The sequence below is a fragment of the Sphingomonas oligophenolica genome, assembly GCF_039522915.1.
GTDB classification, from domain to species: Bacteria; Pseudomonadota; Alphaproteobacteria; order Sphingomonadales; family Sphingomonadaceae; genus Sphingomonas; species Sphingomonas oligophenolica.
In genome coordinates this window covers 1-19,217 of sequence record NZ_BAAAEH010000028.1, presented here as the reverse complement: position 1 = coordinate 19,217, position 19,217 = coordinate 1, and the positions used below count along the sequence as shown (strand labels likewise).

Below are 19,217 nucleotides of genomic sequence, written 5' to 3'. Positions count from 1 at the left end.
CAGCCTTGCTGCAAAGCGCCGGTCTTTCGGGCCTTCAGGGACGCGTCGGATCAGCCATCCGCGACCCGCCCTGCTCGACCCCGACCACCCGGCCGTCGAGCATCGAGATGCGGACATCGGCGGCCGCAGCGATCGACAGGTCGTGGGTGACGCACACCACTGCCCTGCCCTGGTCGTGCGCCAGCGCGCGGAAGGTCTCGACGACGCGGACGCTGTTGTGGCTGTCGAGATTGCCGGTCGGCTCGTCGCCGAGGATCAGCGCCGGATCATTGGCCAGCGCGCGCGCGATCGCGACGCGCTGCCGCTCGCCGCCCGAGAGCCGGTCGGGCGTCTTGTCCTCCTTGCCGGCGAGCCCGGCATCGGCGAGCAGCGCCCGCCCGCGCGCCTCGGCGGCGGCGATGCCCAGACGGCCCAGCCGGCGCATCGGCAGCATGACATTCTCGAGCGCCGAGAATTCGGGCAGCAGGAAGTGGAACTGGAAGACGAAGCCGAAGCGCTCGAGCCTGATTCGCGCGCGGGCATCGCCGTCGAGTCGGCCGACATCCTCTCCGTCGAGAAGCACGGCGCCGCTGGTCGGCCGGTCGATCAGCCCGAGCAGATAGAGCATTGACGATTTGCCGCAGCCCGATGGCCCGACAATCGTCGTGAAGCTGCCCGGCTCGATCGCGAGGTTCGCCCCCGTCACCAGCGTCGCCGGCGGATCGCCGGGCAGCACCCGGCCAAGATCGCGCGCTTCGAGCAGGCTCATGCCGCGCCCCTGAGAATATCGACCGGATCGACCATCGCCGCCTTGCGCGCCGGCAGCCACGCAGCGACCACGCCGGCGAACAGGGAGGCGGCGGCGGCGAGCGCATATTGCCGCGCGCCGCGATCGAGCGGGATCCGGTAGTCGTCGCCGTTGACCGGAAAGTTGAGCGTGCCGAGGATACCCATCAGCCCATAGCCGAGCATCCAGCCGAGCAGCACCCCGGCCAGCGAGAGGATGATGCCCTCGGCGACGAAGACGAGCTGCAGGTCGAGCTGCGAGAAACCGATCGAGCGCATGATCGCGATGTCGCGGCGCTTGTCGGCAACGCTGTTCGAGACGACGGTGTAGATGCCGAAGCTCGCAACCAGCAGGATCGCCGAGACGACGGTGTACATGATGACGTCGCGCACCAGGATCAGCGAGAGCAGGTCGGCCGAGCGCTCCTGCCAGCTTTCGGCCTTGTAGCCGAACCGCGCTTCGAGCTGCGCCGCCACCGCCTGAGCCTGGTAAGGATCGGCCACGCGAATGCCGATACGGTTGATGATGAAGGGGCGGCCGAGCATCGACTGCGCCTCGCGCAGCAGCACATAGCCCGAGGACGCACCCAGCTGGCTCTGGCCGCGCTTGAACAGCCCGACGATGCGCAGCGAGCGCGTGCCGCCGGAGGAAGTGGCGGCGACGATATCGCCCATCCCGACACCGAGCCGCCGCGCGAGCTCCTCGCCGATGATCACCCCGCCCTGCACCGTCTGGAGATCGTGCAGCCGGCCGGTGCGCAGATTGGTTTCGATCGTGCTGACTTTCGTCTCGATATCGGGCTCGATGCCGATGATGCCCAGCGCCTCCTCGCGCCCGCCGAGGCGCAGCGTGACGGCGCCGGTCAGGCTCGGCGAGGCGATCGCCCCGGGCACGGCGTCGGCCGCGGCGAGGATCGCCGGCCAGCCCTTCAGCCCGCGCACCTCGTTGCGCACCTTGTAGCCGTGCAGGCTCACCGCCGCGCCGGGAAAGGCGCGCGGCCCGGCCTGGGGGGCGGGGCTGCGCAGCTCGTCCGATACGATGATGTGCGGCGCCGCGTTGATCAGCCGCTCGATGAAATCGGCCTGACTGCCGATCATCAGCGCCGAGACGGCGAGGAAAAAGCCGACCCCGACCGCAACCCCGCTGACCGCGACCAGGGTCTGGCGGCGGCGGCGCGAGAGATGCTTGACCGCGATGCCGAGCAGCAGCGCGAGCCGCCCCTCGATCATTTCGCGCCCATCGCCGGGGGCCCGCGCGGCGCCGCCGCGACGGGTGGGCCCGGCGCCACGCGCTCGCCGGCGCGGAGATCGGCGGGCGGGGTGACGATTAGCGTTTCGCCGGCCCGCACGCCGGTTTCGATCTGTGCCTCCTCAGTGCCGACGATTCCGGTCCGCACCCGGCGGCTGACCGCCCTGCCCTGGTCGAGCACCCAGACATGGTCGCCGGCGAGCGCGGTCGCCGGGACGAGCACGGCATGGTCGACCCGGCGGGTGACGATGTTGACCTCGAGCGTCATCCCGACCGGCATGGTGGGCGCGTCATCGAGCAGCAGCCGGGCGCGAAAAGCGCGCTGGTTGGGGTCTCCGCCCGGGGTCAGCACGCTGACATGGCCGCGGAGGATGCGGCCGGGCCAGGCGTCGCTCGACAGCAGGGCCGTCTGGCCGACATGGACGCCGGGCACGTCGCGCTCGTCTACCGTCGCGGTGACGCGGACTCGGGCCGGGTCGCCGAGCAGCATCAGCACGCGGCTCGGGACAGCGAGATCGCCATTCTCGACATCGCGGCGCAGCACCACGCCGTCGATCCCGGCGCGGACCACCGCCTGGCCGACATGGGCACGGGCCGTCGCCTCTGCCGCGCGGGCTGCATCGGCGGTAGCGACCGCGCTGTCGCGCGCGGCGCGGGTCACCCAGCCCTTCGCGTAGAGCGCGAGCGTGCGCTGCTCGGCGAGCCTTGCGCCAAGGCTCTGCGCGGCGGCCTGGGCGAGCAGGCTGCGCTGGTCCTCGTCGTCGAGCAGCACCAAAGCCTCGCCGCGCCGGACCCGGTCCCCCTCCCTCACGAGCACCTGCGCCACGGGAGCAGTGAGTCGCGCCGAAACCGAGACGGGCTGCTCGGCCTCGACGAAGCCGGTCGCGTAGACGAGCTGAACCGCAGGCCCGATCCGCGCCGCCGCGGTGGTGACGGCACGGGGCTGGCCGCGCCAGAAGAAATAGCCACCGGCCGCCGCCGCAAGGACGAGCAGAGCGATCAGCCAGAATCGGGCCCTTTTCATGCGGTCGGCACTAGCTGGGGAAGGAAAGTGCGGCGCTTGGGGATGCTACGTAGACGATTACCGGCTCCCTCGTCTGGCTGTAGACGGCATTTCGACACGCCATTGGCCTTGACGACAAGACCGCTGTGCCGCGCGGCAAGTATCGGCGTCATCGGGGCGACCGTAAAGGGTTCGTGCTGTTGTCGAACCGCACCGCGTTCAGCTACATGTCACTGCATCAAAAGGGGGAATCGGCGTGGAAGCCCTTGAGCTCGAAGGAGTCGTCAAACGCTTCGGCGATTTTACGGCAGTTGACGATCTGAGCTTCGCCGTCGCACCGGGTGAGGTGTTCGGCTTTCTGGGCGGGAACGGCGCCGGCAAGACGACGTCGCTGCGCATGGTGCTCGATATCCTGCGGCCCGATGCCGGCACGATCTCGGTCATGGGCCATCCGCCGGGGCGCTCGGCGAGCCCGGACCTCGGCTTCCTGCCCGAGGAGCGCGGCCTGTATCGATCGATGACCGCGATCGACACCATCATCTATCTCGGGCGCCTCAAGGGCATGACCGCCGGCGCCGCCCGACGCGAGGGAATGGCGCTGCTCGAGCGCTTCGGCCTTGCCGAATTCGCGCGCACCTCGGTCGAGAAGCTCTCCAAGGGCATGGCGCAGAAGGTCCAGCTCGCGACCGCGATCGTCAACAAGCCCAGGCTGCTGCTGCTCGACGAACCCTTTTCCGGGCTCGATCCAGTGAATCAGGGATTGCTCGAAGAGGTCATCCTCGGCGCGGCGCGCGACGGCGCGGCGGTGGTCTTCTCGACTCATGTCATGCAGCATGCCGAGCGGCTGTGCGACCGCCTGCTGTTCCTGGCCCATGGCCGAAAGCAGTTCGAGGGCACGCAGGACGAGGCACGCGCTGCCCTGCCCATCCAGCTGACGCTGACCTCGAACCGATCCCCGGCGAGCCTTGAAGGCGTCGCGGAGGCGCGCGAACTCGCCCCCCGCGACCATGGCTGGTTCGATTGGGAGGTTCAGCTGCAGCCCGGCCAGGACCCCGGCGATCTGCTCGAGCGATGCACCTCGACCGGCTTTCCGCTGCGCCGTTTCGAACAGCGCCGGGCGAGCATGCACGATGTTTTCCTGCACATTGTCGGCGGGGCGGAGGCACGGTCATGATCCAGCACATCCTGCTCGTCGCCGCGCGCGAATATCGTCAGATCGCCAGCACCCGCAGCTTCTGGCTGACCCTGATGATCATTCCGCTCGCCCTGGCCGCCGGGCCGCTGCTGTCGCGCTTCGTCGACAAGCCGCATACCGAAACCGTGATGCTGGTGGATCAGTCCGGCGGCCAGGTCGCCTCGGCGATCGGCCATCTGATCGAGATCGATTACCAGCGGCGGGTGATGGATGCCTTGTCGCACTATGTCGATCGCCATGGGCTGGAGCGTGCCGCGCCCGACGCGCTCTGGGCGCACAAGGGGCGCTGGTACAGCGATACGGATGTGGAGGCTTTTATCGCCGCGGGCGGACAAAAGGCAGCGATCGCCAGGATCGCCCTGGTCTCGAAGCGCGACGCGGATGCCTTCGAGACGCCGGACGCCGACTATCGGATCGTCCCGACTCCGACGGCGATCGCTACCGCACCGGCGAGGTCGATTGACGGGCTGCTCGCGCCATGGCTTCGTCCAGCCGACAAATCAGGCCGAAAGCCGATCGACTATGTGGTCCTGATCCCACGCGACTTCGGCGCGTCGCCGGTGGTGCGGCTATGGGCGAACGGCGTGCCGCGCGCCTCCTTCGTCGCGACCTTGCAAGGCGTGCTGACCAGCCAGCTCCGTACGCGCTATCTCCTGGCCAATGGCGTGGCCGGGCCGACCGCGGCGGTGGCCGCGTCGCTTGCCCCCGCGATCGGCGTGACGACACCACCCGAAGGCAGCGGGCGCGAGCGCGTGGTGATCCGCTCGATCCTGCCATTGGCCAGTGCCTATATCCTGCTGATGTCGCTGGTCCTCTCGGGGAGCTGGATGCTGCAGGGCGCCATCGAGGAGCGCAGCAACAAGCTCATCGAGACGGTGCTTGCCTGTATCACCCCGAACGAGCTGATGTATGGAAAGCTGGTCGGCACTGTCGCGATCGGCCTGTCGATGGTCGCGACCTGGGTTGCCTGCGGGCTGTTCGCAGCCTTTGCAACGCACGGCGCCATCGCCGATCTGATCCGGCCAGCGCTCGAGCCGGTGTCCACCCCCGGCAGCATCGCGGCGATCCTGTTCTTCTTCGTTGCCGGCTATCTGATGGTCTCGATGATTTTCCTGGTGATCGGCGCGATGAGCGATTCGATGCGCGACGCACAGGGCTTCCTGACGCCGGTGCTGCTGGTGATCATGCTGCCGGTGACCTTGCTCATCCAGGCCGTGCTGCGCGATACCGGTGGGCCGATCATCGAGGCGCTCACCTGGATTCCGCTCTACACGCCGTTCGCGGTGCTGGCACGGCTCGGTTCGGGGATTCCGGCCTGGGAGATGATCGGCTCGGCGGCGACGTTGCTTGCCTTCATCGTCCTCGAGATCGTCGCGCTAGGGCGGATCTTCCGTGCCAGCCTGTTGTCGGGCGGCGGCAGGCCGAGCCTTGCCGAACTCGCGCGACACGTGCGCAGCCCGGGCTGAGCGGCCGACGCTACTGCCACCGGCGGGAAGCCGCCCGCCCTCCGGATCGGTCAACCGCCCGCGGCGAACGCAGCGCGCGCCGCATCGGCCAGAAAGCACGACCGGCTCGATGCCACGCGATCGATCCGCGCGAGCAGCCCTTCATCGATCGAGCCCTGCACGCGCACGGCGCGTCCGGGCCCCTCGCCGCGCACCAGGATTCACGCTGCCTCACCGACATCAAAGCTGACTTCGAGCGCATCGAGAGCAGCGCGCTCACCGAGGCGAACAGAAGCGACGGCGGCGAAGCTTGCGGTGGCCGAAAAGGGGTCTTTCGGCCAAAGGTGAGCCGTCCGTGTGGAGTGCTTCCAGCCCCATGACCAGCAACGCTTGTTACAAAGTGCTGATTTCCCGGACCGTCAGAATTTGACCGAAAGCTCCACGCCATAAGTCCGAGGCTTGCCGACCACAGCGCCATTCTGGCCGAGCGCCACCGCGAGTTGCATGCCGCCGACGAAATATTGCTTGTCGAGCAAATTCTCGCCGAACACCGCCGCCGAGAGTTTCGATCCACCGATATCGTTCAGGCTCAGCCGGCCATTGACCAGTGCATAGCCCGGCAGGCGGGTGCGCGGCGCGATCGTGTCCGCCGCGTTGGAGAAATATTGGCCGCTCTGCGCATAGACTTCGCCGCGCAGTGCCAGCTGGCCGACGGCGGGGTCGATCGGTGAGGTGATCTCGGCCCATAGGGTTCCCGAGGATTTCGGCGTATCGCCGACCGGGCCGTAGCTGAAGCTGTTGCCGAACAGCACGACCGTATTCTTCGTGAACTTCGCATCGGTGAGCGCGAGCTGGCCACCCACGCGCAGCCAGTCCGCCGGATTGATCGAGCCCTCCAGCTCGAGCCCGCGCACTCGTTCGGCCGGCACATTGGTGGTGAAGGCAATCGAGGCGATCGGCCCGGCGCCGTCCGGATCCGGGAACTCGACGCGCTGCACATGCTGGATCCACTGATTGAACAAAGCGAGGTTGAGGGTCGCGCGGCGGCCGAACGCATTGCCGTTGAACTTGACGCCGCCTTCAATGTCCTGGGTCGTCTCCGAATTGAAGAACGGGCTGGCGCCCAGCGCGGCGATGCTGACCGGGTTGAGCGTCCCGTTATAGCCTCCGGCGCGGAAGCTGCCGCGTGTCTTCAGATAGAGCAGCACATTTGGGCTCGCCTGATATTGCAGGCCGGCTTCCCAGCTCGGCGCCCGATAGGTCCGTTCCTGCTCGGGTGCGCCGAAATTGTCCGATCCGGGCAGCTGAAAGCCGAAAACCCGCTCGCGCGTGTAGCGCAGACCCGCAGTCAGCTTGAAGCCCTCGGCACCGATGGACGACAGATCGTACATCCCCTGCGCGTAGATCGCGTCAGTGTAATTCTTGATGCGGAAATAGTTCGTCGCATAGGAGGGAAAACCCGGGTTGGGCGAGAGATCGAAATACGTCTGCGGATACAGCGTATTCACCCGCTGCCGCTGGAAATAAGCGCCGATGATGAAGTCCAGCGCGCCGGTCTGGCCCTGAAGCTGGAGTTCCTCGGTATAGGAGCGCAGATCATCGACATTGCCGAGCTGCCCCTTGGGCGCATTCTCGGTCAGGATGGTGGCATAGGGCGCGCCAAGCTGCGGCTGATCCGATTGGGTATAGCTGTCGACCAGGCCGAAGATGTTGCGCAGCTTGAGATTGGCGCCGAGCGCCATCTCGGTTGTGTTGGTCAGCGTCCAGCTCTCGCCAAAGTGCCGGTCGCCGCCGGGATGGTTGGTGACATAGGGCCCGAGCCGCCTCTGCTCGTCGACATAGGCGAGCAGGCCCGGCGCATAGGCCTTGGGATGAGCGGCGAGATAAGCAGCCCAGGCGCCCGGACCGAAGGCGAGATCGAGCGTCGGGCCGAACAGGAATCCGGCGCCCGAGGACAGGACATGGCCGTTATTGGTCTCGCCGGGGGCATAGACGCTGAAAGTGTAGGACGCGCCGGTATTGGTGCCGGTGCTCTTCGCATATTGCAGCATCGTCGTGTTGGTGATGGCGTCAGTCGGTTTGAGCGTCAGCGACAGGCGCCCGCCCTCGCGGTTGATCCGGCCAAGCGTATCGCCGGTGTAGAGATTGTGGATGAAGCCGTCGTCATGGGTGATGTTGAAGGCGACGCGCAGCAGCACCGCATCGTCGACGATCGGGATGTTGAGCGCGCCCTCCCCTTCGACGCGGTTGAAATTGCCGTAGCGGAGGCGGCCGAAGCCCTCGAGGCTGTCGGTCGGCTTGGCCGATGTGAACAGCACCGCGCCGCCGGTGGCGTTGCGGCCGAACAAGGTACCCTGCGGCCCTTTCAGCACCTGGATCGACTGGAGATCGAAGAAGCTCGACGCGCCGCTGACCGGGATCGGCACTTCGTTGAAATAGGTGACGACGGCCGAGGGCGATCCGCTGAAGATATCAGCGCTCTGGCCGCGCAGCGAATAGGTCAGCGAGTTGTTGCCCTGGGTCTGGCGGATGGTGAGCCCGGGGACGGTGCGCTGCAGATCGGCGTCAGACGTGACCGCGCGCTTGACCAGATCCTCGCTGCCGATTGCGGTGATGGCGATCGGCACCTTCGACAGGCCCTCGTCGCGGCGCCGGGCGGTGACGATGATATCCCCGCCCGACCCCGCCCCGGGCGCAGCCGTCGTCGGCGCGGCAGGAGCCTCCTGGGCGCGCGCCGGGGCGGCCGCGAGAGCGCCGACAAGCGCAATCGACGAGAGGCCAATCGTCAGGCGCGCACGACGTCCAATGGCTGAGGCTGATCCGGTCATTCATCCCTCCCTCGAGCGCATGGTCTCGCTGTCCCGGCCGGCGCTTCATTTCACCGACGTCATGCGCGGATTTCGAGGACCGAAGAATGTCTGGGGAGGCATTGCGGAACGACTGGGAGGGAGTCGCACGGCCTGCGCGTCACGGACCTCGAAATATCGCGCGACGGACTGGATGGCCTTCCTCCTACGCTCCCGATCATGATGGCCAGCCACGACCAAGCGGTGGGTGAGTGGATATCTCCTCGACGCGCTCGCCAATGGACTCGGTGCTCGATCTCTTCGATATCGGGTCGACTGCCAGCTGACGCGCAGCCGTTGATCGGACCCTACTCGCCCAACTTCGCCACCAGCCCGGCCATCTCATACACCGTCGCCTGAGCATCGAGCGACAGCCCGCGCGCGCTCGCCGCCAGCGCGCGTGCCGCATCATAGCTGTCGAGCGCCGTTCGCAACCGCTCGCCACCCCGGCCCGGTGCCGACGCAGCGATGAAGGCGGGTGCGCGGTCGAGAAATGCCTCGTAGCGCGGCTGGGCAGCCTTGGGCGCGAGCAGCTTGGCGAGCCTCGCACGGCGCGCGTTGCCGGGGTCGCCATCGCGCGCGATCGCGGCCATCGCTTCATCGAGCTTGGCGAGTTCGAGCCCGGCAAAGCCGAGCGCGCGGCCGGGGGCGCCCTGCCCGGCCTTCACCAAGGCCGCGATCTCGGCATCGTCGCATTCCGGCAGCCGATCGCGCAGCACGCCGGCCATCGCCTTGTCGTCAAGCGGCTCGAAGCGAAGCAGGCGGCAGCGCGAGCGGATCGTCGGCAGCAGGCGGCCGGGTGCATGGCTGATCAGCAGGAAAATCGTTCCTGCTGGCGGCTCTTCGAGATTCTTGAGCAGCGCATTGGCGCCGCCGCGTTCGAGATCGTCGATCGCGTCGATCAGCACGACGCGCCGCGAGGACATGGAGGGCGTCGTCGCGAACAGGGGCTGGAGCGCGCGGACCTGGGCGATCGGGATGCTGCGGGCGAGGTCCACCCCTGGCTTGTCGGCATCCTTGGGCTGGCGGGTCAGCTCCCGGTAATCGGGATGGGAGCCGGCCGCGATCAGCGATCTCGTGCGGTCGCCCTCGGGCACATCGAAGCCCCCGACGCCGTCGACCCGCGGCAAAGTGCCCGGCGAAGCGCCCTCGGCCAGCAGCCTGAGCGCTGCGGCGCGCGCGAAGCTCGCCTTCCCCACGCCCTCGGGGCCGGCGAACAGCCACGCATGGTGGAGAGCGCCGCTCTCCATCGCCGAGGCGAACGCAGCATGCGCCGCTTCATTGCCGACCGGCAGTGTCACGGCAGCAGGTCGCTCAATTCAAAGAGCAGCGCCGCAGTCACTGCGTCGGGCGTGCCCGAAGCATCGATCAGGCGCACCCGCTCCGGCTCCTGCGCGGCGAAGCGGCGGAAGGCGGCCGCGACATCGGCGTGGAAAGCGTCGCCCCGGGCCGCGAACCGGTCGGCAGCCGCGCCGTCCCGCACCTCGGCCCGGGCGCGCCCCTGATCGGCGGGGACTTCGAGCACGAAGGTCCGGTCAGGCAGCAGTCCGCGCGAGCCGAAGGCGTGCAGTGCAAGCACCGCGGCGTCGTCTATCCCGCCCGCCACGCCCTGATAGGCGCGGCTCGAGTCGATGAAGCGGTCGCAGATCACCCAGGTCCCCGCGCCGATCGCCGGGCGGATTCGCTTCTCGACATGGTCGGCGCGGGCGGCGGCGAACAGCAACGCCTCGCTATGCGGGCTCCAGCGTGTGACCGACCCTTGCATGAGCAGCGCGCGGATCGCTTCGGCGCCCTCGCTGCCACCCGGCTCGCGCGTCACCAGCGCATCGATCCCGCGCGCGGCAAGCGCCGCCGCAAGCCGGGCCGCCTGAGTCGATTTGCCGGCCCCTTCCCCGCCCTCGAGCGAGATGAAGCGCCCTGTCACCCGCCGAACAGGCCCTTGAGCCCGGCCCAGGCGCGGCCGAAGAAGCCGGCCTCGGCCACGTCGGTTTCGGCGACGAGCGGCAGGATCTGCTTGGGCATGTCCGGGCTGATCACCTCGAGATCGGCGATATGCTGGCCTGCCTTGATCGGCGCCTTGATCGGCCCGTCATAGACCACGCGAAGCTGGATGTCGGGCGCCGCGCCGGCGGGCAGGGTCGCGGTCAGGTCGCTCGGCGCGACCAGCCCGACCTTGTTGGCGCTGCCGAGCTGGACTTCGGCCGTCTCCACCTTGCGGCCCTTGGAGACGATCGGCTTGGCCTGCCAGGCGCGGAAGCCCCAGTTCATGAACTTGACCGACTCGTCGATCCGCTCGTTGAAGCTCTTCATGCCGGACATCACCATCACGAGCCGGCGGCCATTCTGGATCGCCGAGCCAGTGAAGCTGTAGCCGGATTCGTCGGTATGGCCGGTCTTGAGCCCGTCGGCGCCGGCAACGCGGCCGAGGATCGGATCGCGATTGGCCTGGGTGATGTCGGCGCCGGCGCCCAGCGTCTTGCCCCAGGTAAAATTGGGCAGTGAGTAATAGCGCTTGTAGAGATCCGGATAGTCACGGATCGTCGCCGCAGCGAGCTTGGCGAGGTCGCGCGCCGTCACATAGGTAACGCCATTGTCGGGCCATCCGTTAGAGGTGCCGAAATGGCTGTTGGTGAGCCCGAGCTTTGCTGCCTGCTGGTTCATCAGGCTGGTAAAGGCCTGCTCGGTGCCGGAGACGCCCTCGGCCAGCACGACACAGGCGTCGTTGCCGGACAGCGTCACGATGCCCTTGAGCAGATTGTCGACGCTGACGCGCTCGCCGGTCGAGAGGAACATGGTCGAACCCGCCTTCGGGCCGTGCCATTGCTGCCAGGTCTCGGGGCGGACGTCGAACAGCTGGTCGGCCTTGATCTGTCCGCTCTTGAGCAGTCCGAACGCGACATAGACCGTCATCATCTTGGCCAGCGATGCCGGCGGGATGCGGCGATCGGGGTCCTTCGAATAGAGCACCGCGCCCGAGGACATGTCGACCATATAGGCGATCGGGGCGTTCGTCTGGAAATCGGGCGCGGCGGCGACGGCCGGCCAGGACGAGACGATCGCGAGGACTGAGGCGGTCAGCAGTTTCTTCATGTCACTTGTCCGTACGCTTAAGGGTTACTCGATATGCACCACGCGGGCATCGCCATAGCCATGCCGGGCGACCTCGTCACGTGCCCGCTTGGCGCTCGTGCTATCTGCGAAAGGACCGATCTGGACGCGGAAGACAGTGCCCGCAACCACGATCCTGCCGCCGACCTGCCGCGCCGCGATCTGCGCCCGGTCACGCGTCGAAAAGGCGGCGACCTGGACGATGAAGCCGCCCCGCGTCGCGGCCGTCGCCGCCGGCGGCGGGGCGCGGGTGGGCGCAGGTGCGGGCTGGTTATAGCGAGCGCCGGGCCGGGCCGCGGGCGGCGGCGCGCGGCGGACCGGCGGCGACGGGGCGATCCCGGCCGGCAATTGCCGGCGCAGCGCCTTGAGCAGGCCTTCGGGCGCGTCGATCCGCGGCGAGGCGGCGCGGCCCGATCGCAGCGCCATCTGATCGGGCGATGACGGGGTGGTGAGCCGCACCCGCACCGCGGCGCCATCCCCGACGCCGAGCAATTGCGCCGCGCCACGCGAGAGCTCGACGATCCGCCCGCTCGAGGCGCGGTCGACGATAAGGGCGATGATCGTCCGCCCGCTGTCGAGCGCGGTCACCTCTACATAGGAACCGACCGGCAGCGTGTTCTGCGCGACGGTGATCGTCGCGGCCGAATAGGGGCCTGAGCCCGCGCCGTCATGGAGACCGGCATAGCCGACCGTATCGTAGCGTTGCTCGCCCGAGGTGCCGCGCGGGCCGGGTCCCTGCGGCAGATCGGCCGGCGCTGGCTGGTCGATCGAGGAGACCGGCATTTCCGCGCGCGGCGATTCATGCCTCGGCGCCATCGGCCCGGGGTGCGACTGAGCCGGCTGGCCGTCCATTGGCGGCGCCGCGATATAGGGCGCGCCTTCCCGGCCATCGCCGCCGCCGCATCCGGCAAGGAGCAGAGCGAGCGTCAACACCTTATTGTTCAACGGCATCAGCGAGCAATCCCACGGAAAGCGCGTAGAAATTGGAGCAATTATAATCGAGGATCACCCGGTAATTACCGGTCAGCAGATAGGCGGTTCTGCCCGGGCCGTCGGGCTCGAGCAGGGTTGCGAGGACTGAGTCGCCGGGCCAGCCGCGCGACTGCGGCGCCAGGCCCAGCGCACGCCACTCAGCCATCGTCTTCCAGCCGCTGTGCCGCGCGAACACCCTGGGGCACCGCGGCGAGAGCGTGCGATTGGCGATCTGGCTGCGGTCGAATCCTGGCGGCACGCTCACCGCCAGCCCCCAGGGCTGGCCCGGCCGCCAGCCGGCATTGGCGAAATAGGCACCGATCGAAGCAAGCGTATCAGCCTCGCTCGACCAGATATCGGCCCGGCCGTCGCCATCGCCGTCCCGCGCGAGACGCAGGTAGATGGAGGGCAGGAATTGCGGGCCGCCTGTCGCGCCGGCCCAGCTGCCGACCAGTTGCGACCTCGAAACGCCGCGGTCCATCATCTTGAGCGAGGCGATGAACTCGTCGGCGAACAGATCGCGCCGCCGCCCCTCATAGGCAAGCGTCGCCAGCGCGCGCGGCAGGTCGAAGCCGCCCATGACCTTGCCGTAATTGGTCTCGTTGCCCCAGATCGCGACCATGATCGATTCAGGCACGCCGGTCTGCCGCTCGATCGTCTGCAGCCGCCAACGCTGCGCCTGATAGGCCTGCCGCCCGCGGCTGATCCGCGCCGCGTCGACATGATCGATGCGATACGGCGCGAAGGGCGGCGGCGGGGCGTTGGGGTCGGCGCCGGGCTGGGCGCGGTCAAGCTCGATCACGCGCGTGTTGAGCGTGAGCGTCGGCATTACCGCATCGAGAGTCGTGCGCGAGACGCCGCGCGCCTCGGCCTGCATGCGCAGCGTCGCGAGATAGGATTGGAAGCCTGCCTCGTCCTGCGCGCCCGCCGAAGTGCCGAGCGCGAGGCACGCGGCCACCGCCAGGCCAAGGCCGGTCTTTCGAAGAGAAGCTGTCCAAGATGCTCGCATCACGGGACATTGGCACAGGCCCCCGGCGACATGAACCCCAATAGTCGCAACGCTTGCACAAATGATCGTGCGCGTTCTAAGCGCAAGGCGCGCGGAGAGGTGGCCGAGTGGTTTAAGGCAGCGGTCTTGAAAACCGCCGTGGGTTCACGCTCACCGTGGGTTCGAATCCCACCCTCTCCGCCATCCCGCACCCAGCGTGGGGCCGCCGCATTTTCGCACCGTCAAGGCCAGGCTTGCTTGGCGAGGAGCGGCGGCACGGCCGGGAAACCGCGATATGGGGCGATCGTTTCGAGTCCGGTCAGGCAACATTCAGGGATGATGGCGCACCGCCTGTGCGGCAGCGTTGAAAGGAAGCCTTGATGTCCCGGTCAATTCGTCGCGTTTCCTGCGCCATGGTTGCTCTGGCGACCACGCTCTCCCCGCTGTCCGCATCGATCGCGTCGGCCCAGGACTACCCGCCGCCACCGCAGCAGGGCTACCAGCCGCCTTCCCCCAATTATCAGGATGGGCCGCAATCGGCATATCAAGGCGACCCCCAGCAAGGCGATTACGATGCCCCGCCCCCGGGCTATGACGGTTCGCAGCCGCCTCCGCCCCCGCCGGGCTACCAGCCCGATCAGGCCTATGCGGCGCAACAGGCGGAGGACCAGCGCTACGAGGCCTATGCCGAGGATTGGGCACAGCGTTACTGCGTCAAGGCGCGGAGCAATGCCGGCGCCGGCGCGATAATCGGCGGCCTGTTCGGCGCGCTGCTCGGCTCGAGCATCGCCGGGCGCCATGATCGCGGCGCCGGGGCGTTCGTCGGCGGCGTCGCCGGCGCGGCCGGCGGCGCGGCGATCGGCAGCACCAGCAGCAACGACACCAGCCCCGGCTGTCCGCCTGGCTTTGTCGTGCGCAACGATGCGCCGCCCTTTTATTATCAGGGCTATGGCGATCCCTATTATTACGCCGCGCCGGTCTGGTACCGGCCCTGGATCTTCTATGAGGGCCGCTGGACCTACCGGCCCTATCCCTATCATACCTGGTATTACGGCCATCGCGGCTATGGCTACGACTACGGCTATCGCCATGGCTACGGCCGAGGCCCCCGCCCTTATCCGGGCGGCTATCACCACCATCATTATTGACGGTGGGTTCAGGGGTCGGCGGACGTAACCGTCAGGGGGTGGCTCATGCGCCATAGCGCGCCGGCCACCCCGCCGTCGAGGCAAAGGGTGCCGTTCGGTCCGTAGGATCCCCCGATCGAAAAGGTGAGCCTTGCGTCAATCGGCGAGACCATGCGCGCGCGTTGCTGCTCGGGGAACAGATCCTGCCTGAAGCTTTCGGCCCCCACATCCACCATCATCGGCAAACGAGCCGATACCGGCATGTCGTAGCGCCTGACGCTTGGCTCTAAGCTGACGGTCCGGACGAAACTCCTCCGCATCTGCGCCAACTCGAACAGAGGCGATCGCGCCCTGAAGCTATGCGCGGGCGGCACTGCGGTATTGAAAGTCACCTGAACATCGATGGCAAGCAGCGCATACATTTGGCCGGGCGACGGATAGGCGATCCGGCCACCGGCATCGGCCTGCGATGCGCTCAGCAGAAACAGGAATCCCGTTGCGCGCGCAATCCACCCCATGATCATCGCCCCCAATGAACCCCGGAAAGGTGCCTGCTATTCGAGGCAAAGGCAATTCATGGCTGATCCGGGCAGCTCTCGCGCTGAACCTGGCTCGCGCTCGATCGTTATTGCGTCGGTCACACCATGTTGGGAGAGTATCCATGCCCCGCGGCGACAAGAGCAGCTATACCGACAAGCAGAAGCGTCAGGCCGAGCATATCGAAGAGGGTTATGAGGATCGCGGCGTGCCCGAAAAGGAGGCCGAACGGCGCGCCTGGGCGACCGTCAACAAGGAGACCGGCGGCGGCAAGAAATCGGGCTCGGGTCGTGGCAGGCCGGAAAACCACGCACCGTCACGCAAAGGCGGCCGCAAGGGCGGCGCCGCTTCGGCGAGCCGGAGCGCGGCTGATCGCTCGGCCGCGGCAAAGAAAGGCTGGGAGACGCGGCGGCGGCGCCACGCGTGACGCGCGCCAAACGACACCGCCAGGCGAAAGCCGCGACGGTGTCGTTTGCCTGCCCGCGGTTGACGCGCCGCCAATGCGGCACGCGCCTTACTTCTTGTTGAGGGTCAACCCGCCGAAACGCTTGTTGAAGCGCGCGACCTGGCCGCCCGAATCGAGCATCTGGCCGCGGCCGCCGGTCCACGCCGGATGCGCGAGTGGATCGATGTCGAGCGTCATCAGATCGCCTTCCTTGCCCCAGGTCGAGCGAGTCTCGAACTGGGTGCCGTCGGTCATCTGCACCTTAATGGTGTGATAGTCGGGATGAATGTCTTTTTTCACGTCAAAACTCCGTCATTGGCTGGTTTCCGACCAGCCGGGACAAGCGCGGCGCACTACACGCCGCATCACGATTGAGCAAGTAGTTCAACCTTTCGGCGGATCGGCGATCATCGCGGTGAAATTCGCCTCGGCGGCAAGCTGGCCGTCGATCGTCGCACGACCGGCGAATTTGCAGACGCTCGAGCGCTTCTGAACGAACTCGACCTCGAGGCGGAGCAGCACGCCGGGCTCGACCGGCTTGCGGAACTTCGCACCATCTATCGCCATGAAATAGACGAGCTTGCCCGAGCCAGCGAGGCCGAGCGATTCGACCGCGAGGATCCCCGCTGCCTGCGCCATCGCCTCGACGATCAGCACGCCGGGCATGATCGGCCTTCCCGGGAAATGCCCCTGGAAGAAATTCTCGTTGATCGTCACCGCCTTGATGGCCGCGATCGACCGGTCGAGGATCAACTCCTCGACCCGGTCGACCAGCAACATCGGGTAACGATGCGGGAGCGCCGCCATGACCCGCCCGATATCGAGCGGGCCGAGCGACCCCGTCGTTACCGTGTCGTTCACCGACCGGTCGGCTTCTTCGTCGGCGCGGCAGGAGTGCCTGGTGCCGGAGCAGCGCCCTGGCCAGCCTGGGCGCGCTGTACTGCCTGTGCGTACATGATCTGCTGATATTGCTGCTGGAGCTGCAGCGTCTGCTGTGCAGGCTGCCAGTCGGCCGGCGGCGCGATGCTCACGGTCGGCAGGGCGCGATCGAGCTCGTTCTTGATGTCATCCGTGACATCGACGGCAGGCTTTGCGAACTGAACCGTGTTCGCCGACAGCAACAGGCTGATATTCTTTGCAGCGACCACTGCGTTCACCGCAGCGGTGTACTTCTGGGTGATCTGCTCGATCGCATAGGCCTGGGCCCGGGTAGCCGGCTGGTTGGCGCGCGCGATATCGTTCTGCGCATTGGTCTGCGCCGTCTTGATCTTCTCGAGCACCGGGCTCTTCGCATTCTGGGCGGCGATGATCTCGGCGTCCGAAAGCTTCTTGTCGTGATCGGTGTCGATCGGAACGATCAGCGTTGCGAGTTCGGCCTGGAGCGACATCTGGCGCGCCCGCGCCTGATCGAGCTGGGCCTTGTAGGTCGTGCTGATCGAGCTATTGGCTGTGTCGAGCGCCTTCGCGCTCAGGATTGCCGCCTCGGGGTCAGCCACGGCGATGCCGCCGACCTGCGCATTGGCAGGTCCCGCCGCAAGAAACGCCGGCGCAACCAGCGCCGAGGCGAGTAGAATCTTCGTGAACGTCTTCATCAGAACTGTGTCCCTACGTTGAATGTAACAAGCTTCGTATCGTCGCTCGGGTCCTTCAGCAGCGCATAGGCGACATCGATGCGAAGTGGCCCGAAGGGCGAATTCCAGTTGAAGCCGGCACCGACCGAAAGCCGCGGCTTGGCCGAATTGCCGCCGAAGAACTCCTTGTACGGCTGAACCGGTTGGGTGAGATATTTGTCGTTGGTCGAAGTACCCGAACAGCCAGCGCCGACGACCGCGCCGATCGTGGCCGAATACCCGGTCGAGCAGGTGGTCACCAGCGGAACACCGTTATTTGCGACGGTGAGCGCATCCGTCGCGGGCGTGGAGTAGAGCGGGAGGCCGCCTGTGCTCAAAGCCTGGGTGGTGTAGGCCGCTATCGTGATCTTGTGCGTGACCGGATCCTCATGAACCGGGAACGGAGTGGTGTTTATGAGCGGACGCGTAATGCCGAACAGCGCACCAGCCTGAAGGTAGATCGATGGCCTCAGCCCCAGCTCGCGTATGCCGGCGCCGAGCGGGATTTCGAGCTCGAGCCGCCCGAGATAATAAGCGCGGCCACCCAGCGCATCATCAGCAAGATACTGGGTTCGATCGGTTTGAAGGATCTGGTTACCCGCGGAGTCAGTCGTGTACGGAATACGCGTGACGCGGGGACCGATGCCGCGAATATCGAAGCCGCGGAAGTCGGGCTCGCCCAGATAGAAGCGATCAGTGATGCGGACGTTGTCGACCCCGGCGCCGCGGCTCTTCTCGAGCGACTTGATAAAACCACCCTCGGCATTCGCCGACAGGACGAAGCCGCTATGGCCAAGGCCCCAATATTTGGCGCCCTCGAAGCGGGTACGGACATAGCGCACATCGCCGCCAAGCCCGGCGAAATCCTGGCTGAACGCGAAGCGGTGCCCGCCCGTCGGGCGCAGGCGGTTGTTGAGGCTGTCATAGACAAGCGAATAGCCGACCGACGAGGTCCAGCGATTGCCGATCGCGTCGCACAGATAACGGCCAGCGATATTCGGATCGCAGGTGTTGGTGACTTGATTGAAATAGGTAGCCTTGTCGAGCCCGACCTCGTCATAAGACAAGCCGTAACGACCCGAGAGCGACCAATATTCAGTCAGCGGCACGCCCGTGCGAATCTGGAATCCGGTCGACACCTGGGTATAGGTCGTGTTGCGCTGGTCGCCGATATAGTTGAACGCGTTGTAATCGCGGCGGAAGATGTCGCCGCCAATCGCGATGTTCTTGTCGAACAGATAGGGCTCGGTAAAGCCGAGCTCGATCGATTTCGAATAGCTCGACCAGTTGACGCTTGCGCGCAGCTCCTGGCCCTTGCCGCGGAAATTGCGCTGCTTGATCGAGGCCTGGATGATGAACTTCTCGAGGCTCGAATAGCCGGCGGACAGCGAGAGCTCGCCGGTCGACTTCTCTTCGAGGTCGGCGGTCAGCACGACCCGGTCGGGCGCCGAGCCCTGGTTCTTCTTGATCTCGAACTTCTCCTGGAAGAAGCCGAGCGAGTTGATCCGGTCCTGCGAGCGCTTGACCTGGAAGCTGTTGAACGCATCGCCCTCGGACAGGCGGATCTCGCGGCGGATCACCTTGTCCTGGGTCTGGGTGTTGCCGTTGATCTCGACCCGCTCGACATAGGTGCGCTGGGCCTGGGCGATGTGGAAATTAATCCCCATCGTCAGCTTGTCCTTGTCGCGGTCGAATTCGGGATTCACGTCAGTGAAGGCATAGCCGAACAGCCCGGTCGATTCGCTCAGCGAGTCGACCGAATCCTCGACCTGCTTGGCATTGTACCAGTCGCCCTTGTGCATCGGCAGCGTGGCGGCGAGGCGCTTGTTGTCGAAATCGCGGATGTCGCTGTCGACGGTGACGTCGCCGAATTTGTAGCGCGGGCCTTCCTCCACCACATAAGTGATGATGAAGTCCTTCTTGTCGG

The 19,217-nt window shown here is 66.7% G+C and carries 18 protein-coding genes and 1 tRNA gene; 5 read left to right on the top strand and 14 right to left on the bottom strand.

From position 1 onward, the window contains the following. Window positions 1-34: 34 nt before the first annotated feature. The 3 genes from ABD050_RS13820 to ABD050_RS13810 are packed head-to-tail and all read right to left on the bottom strand — an operon-like array spanning window position 35 to window position 3,038. Window positions 35-748 (bottom strand): ABC transporter ATP-binding protein, encoded by a 714-nt coding sequence (locus tag ABD050_RS13820; RefSeq protein WP_343889973.1) that lies wholly within the window; start codon window positions 746-748, stop codon window positions 35-37. Next, window positions 745-1,995 carry an ABC transporter permease gene (locus tag ABD050_RS13815; RefSeq protein WP_343889972.1) on the bottom strand — a complete coding sequence of 417 codons (1,251 nt, stop codon included), beginning with the start codon at window positions 1,993-1,995 and terminating at the stop codon, window positions 745-747. The genes ABD050_RS13820 and ABD050_RS13815 overlap by 4 nt, the downstream gene beginning before the upstream one ends. After that, window positions 1,992-3,038, bottom strand: coding sequence for an efflux RND transporter periplasmic adaptor subunit (locus ABD050_RS13810; protein ID WP_343889971.1), 1,047 nt, complete (start codon window positions 3,036-3,038; stop codon window positions 1,992-1,994). Before ABD050_RS13810 ends, ABD050_RS13815 begins: the two co-directional genes overlap by 4 nt. 235 nt (window positions 3,039-3,273) lie before the next feature. Here ABD050_RS13810 and ABD050_RS13805 point away from each other — a divergent pair, with 235 nt between their 5' ends. Beyond that, window positions 3,274-4,191: an ABC transporter ATP-binding protein gene (locus ABD050_RS13805; protein WP_343889970.1), complete on the top strand. Its 918-nt coding sequence runs from the start codon at window positions 3,274-3,276 to the stop codon at window positions 4,189-4,191. Next, window positions 4,188-5,678 carry an ABC transporter permease gene (locus tag ABD050_RS13800; protein WP_343889969.1) on the top strand — a complete coding sequence of 497 codons (1,491 nt, stop codon included), beginning with the start codon at window positions 4,188-4,190 and terminating at the stop codon, window positions 5,676-5,678. Before ABD050_RS13805 ends, ABD050_RS13800 begins: the two co-directional genes overlap by 4 nt. Before the next feature lie 398 nt (window positions 5,679-6,076). On the opposite strand, the gene ABD050_RS13795 is transcribed toward ABD050_RS13800, so the two are convergent. The 6 genes from ABD050_RS13795 to ABD050_RS13770 all read right to left on the bottom strand — a co-directional run bounded on the left by ABD050_RS13795 (window position 6,077) and on the right by ABD050_RS13770 (window position 13,592). Beyond that, window positions 6,077-8,485: a TonB-dependent receptor gene (locus tag ABD050_RS13795; protein WP_343889968.1), complete on the bottom strand. Its 2,409-nt coding sequence runs from the start codon at window positions 8,483-8,485 to the stop codon at window positions 6,077-6,079. Window positions 8,486-8,811: 326 nt separating this feature from the next. Continuing rightward, a complete protein-coding gene (locus tag ABD050_RS13790; protein WP_343889967.1) occupies window positions 8,812-9,804 on the bottom strand; it encodes a DNA polymerase III subunit delta' in 993 nt (330 codons plus the stop codon). Further along, on the bottom strand, window positions 9,801-10,427 hold the full coding sequence (gene tmk / locus ABD050_RS13785; RefSeq protein WP_343889966.1) for a dTMP kinase: 627 nt from the start codon (window positions 10,425-10,427) through the stop codon (window positions 9,801-9,803). Before tmk ends, ABD050_RS13790 begins: the two co-directional genes overlap by 4 nt. Beyond that, window positions 10,424-11,593 carry a D-alanyl-D-alanine carboxypeptidase family protein gene (locus ABD050_RS13780; protein ID WP_343889964.1) on the bottom strand — a complete coding sequence of 390 codons (1,170 nt, stop codon included), beginning with the start codon at window positions 11,591-11,593 and terminating at the stop codon, window positions 10,424-10,426. Before ABD050_RS13780 ends, tmk begins: the two co-directional genes overlap by 4 nt. A gap of 24 nt (window positions 11,594-11,617) precedes the next feature. Beyond that, window positions 11,618-12,562 carry an SPOR domain-containing protein gene (locus tag ABD050_RS13775; protein WP_343889963.1) on the bottom strand — a complete coding sequence of 315 codons (945 nt, stop codon included), beginning with the start codon at window positions 12,560-12,562 and terminating at the stop codon, window positions 11,618-11,620. Then, window positions 12,546-13,592 (bottom strand): lytic murein transglycosylase, encoded by a 1,047-nt coding sequence (locus ABD050_RS13770; RefSeq protein WP_343889961.1) that lies wholly within the window; start codon window positions 13,590-13,592, stop codon window positions 12,546-12,548. The genes ABD050_RS13775 and ABD050_RS13770 overlap by 17 nt, the downstream gene beginning before the upstream one ends. Window positions 13,593-13,685: 93 nt before the next feature. Here ABD050_RS13770 and ABD050_RS13765 point away from each other — a divergent pair. After that, window positions 13,686-13,775: transfer RNA gene (locus ABD050_RS13765), tRNA-Ser, on the top strand. Between the two features lie 209 nt (window positions 13,776-13,984). Continuing rightward, window positions 13,985-14,719, top strand: coding sequence for a hypothetical protein (locus tag ABD050_RS13760; RefSeq protein WP_343889960.1), 735 nt, complete (start codon window positions 13,985-13,987; stop codon window positions 14,717-14,719). A gap of 8 nt (window positions 14,720-14,727) precedes the next feature. Here the strand turns inward: ABD050_RS13760 and ABD050_RS13755 are convergent, their stop codons facing one another. Further along, on the bottom strand, window positions 14,728-15,216 hold the full coding sequence (locus ABD050_RS13755; protein ID WP_343889959.1) for a hypothetical protein: 489 nt from the start codon (window positions 15,214-15,216) through the stop codon (window positions 14,728-14,730). Window positions 15,217-15,359: 143 nt separating this feature from the next. Here ABD050_RS13755 and ABD050_RS13750 point away from each other — a divergent pair, with 143 nt between their 5' ends. Further along, window positions 15,360-15,662, top strand: a complete 303-nt coding sequence (locus tag ABD050_RS13750; RefSeq protein ID WP_343889958.1) for a plasmid stabilization protein — start codon at window positions 15,360-15,362, stop codon at window positions 15,660-15,662. Between the two features lie 87 nt (window positions 15,663-15,749). Here ABD050_RS13750 and rpmE read toward each other — a convergent pair whose 3' ends face one another. The 4 genes from rpmE to bamA all read right to left on the bottom strand — a co-directional run. Further along, the gene (rpmE, locus tag ABD050_RS13745; RefSeq protein WP_343889955.1) at window positions 15,750-15,980 is read right to left on the bottom strand and encodes a 50S ribosomal protein L31; all 231 of its coding nucleotides are present in this window, start codon (window positions 15,978-15,980) and stop codon (window positions 15,750-15,752) included. 84 nt (window positions 15,981-16,064) lie between these two features. Next, window positions 16,065-16,541: a 3-hydroxyacyl-ACP dehydratase FabZ gene (gene fabZ / locus ABD050_RS13740; RefSeq protein WP_343889954.1), complete on the bottom strand. Its 477-nt coding sequence runs from the start codon at window positions 16,539-16,541 to the stop codon at window positions 16,065-16,067. Beyond that, on the bottom strand, window positions 16,538-17,272 hold the full coding sequence (locus ABD050_RS13735; protein WP_343889953.1) for an OmpH/Skp family outer membrane protein: 735 nt from the start codon (window positions 17,270-17,272) through the stop codon (window positions 16,538-16,540). The genes fabZ and ABD050_RS13735 overlap by 4 nt, the downstream gene beginning before the upstream one ends. Then, on the bottom strand, window positions 17,272-19,217 hold a 1,946-nt coding region (gene bamA / locus ABD050_RS13730; protein WP_343889952.1), incomplete at its 5' end, for an outer membrane protein assembly factor BamA. The genes bamA and ABD050_RS13735, both read right to left, overlap by 1 nt.

Bases quoted from the DNA above. Each gene is read 5' to 3' on its own strand.
- ABD050_RS13820 (WP_343889973.1), bottom strand. From the start codon at position 748: ATGAGCCTGCTCGAAGCGCGCGATCTTGGCCGGGTGCTGCCCGGCGAT.
- ABD050_RS13815 (WP_343889972.1), bottom strand. From the start codon at position 1,995: ATGATCGAGGGGCGGCTCGCGCTGCTGCTCGGCATCGCGGTCAAGCAT.
- ABD050_RS13810 (WP_343889971.1), bottom strand. From the start codon at position 3,038: ATGAAAAGGGCCCGATTCTGGCTGATCGCTCTGCTCGTCCTTGCGGCG.
- ABD050_RS13800 (WP_343889969.1), top strand. From the start codon at position 4,188: ATGATCCAGCACATCCTGCTCGTCGCCGCGCGCGAATATCGTCAGATC.
- ABD050_RS13795 (WP_343889968.1), bottom strand. From the start codon at position 8,485: ATGACCGGATCAGCCTCAGCCATTGGACGTCGTGCGCGCCTGACGATT.
- ABD050_RS13780 (WP_343889964.1), bottom strand. From the start codon at position 11,593: ATGAAGAAACTGCTGACCGCCTCAGTCCTCGCGATCGTCTCGTCCTGG.
- ABD050_RS13775 (WP_343889963.1), bottom strand. From the start codon at position 12,562: ATGCCGTTGAACAATAAGGTGTTGACGCTCGCTCTGCTCCTTGCCGGA.
- ABD050_RS13770 (WP_343889961.1), bottom strand. From the start codon at position 13,592: ATGCGAGCATCTTGGACAGCTTCTCTTCGAAAGACCGGCCTTGGCCTG.
- ABD050_RS13760 (WP_343889960.1), top strand. From the start codon at position 13,985: ATGGTTGCTCTGGCGACCACGCTCTCCCCGCTGTCCGCATCGATCGCG.
- ABD050_RS13755 (WP_343889959.1), bottom strand. From the start codon at position 15,216: ATGGGGTGGATTGCGCGCGCAACGGGATTCCTGTTTCTGCTGAGCGCA.
- ABD050_RS13750 (WP_343889958.1), top strand. From the start codon at position 15,360: ATGCCCCGCGGCGACAAGAGCAGCTATACCGACAAGCAGAAGCGTCAG.
- ABD050_RS13735 (WP_343889953.1), bottom strand. From the start codon at position 17,272: ATGAAGACGTTCACGAAGATTCTACTCGCCTCGGCGCTGGTTGCGCCG.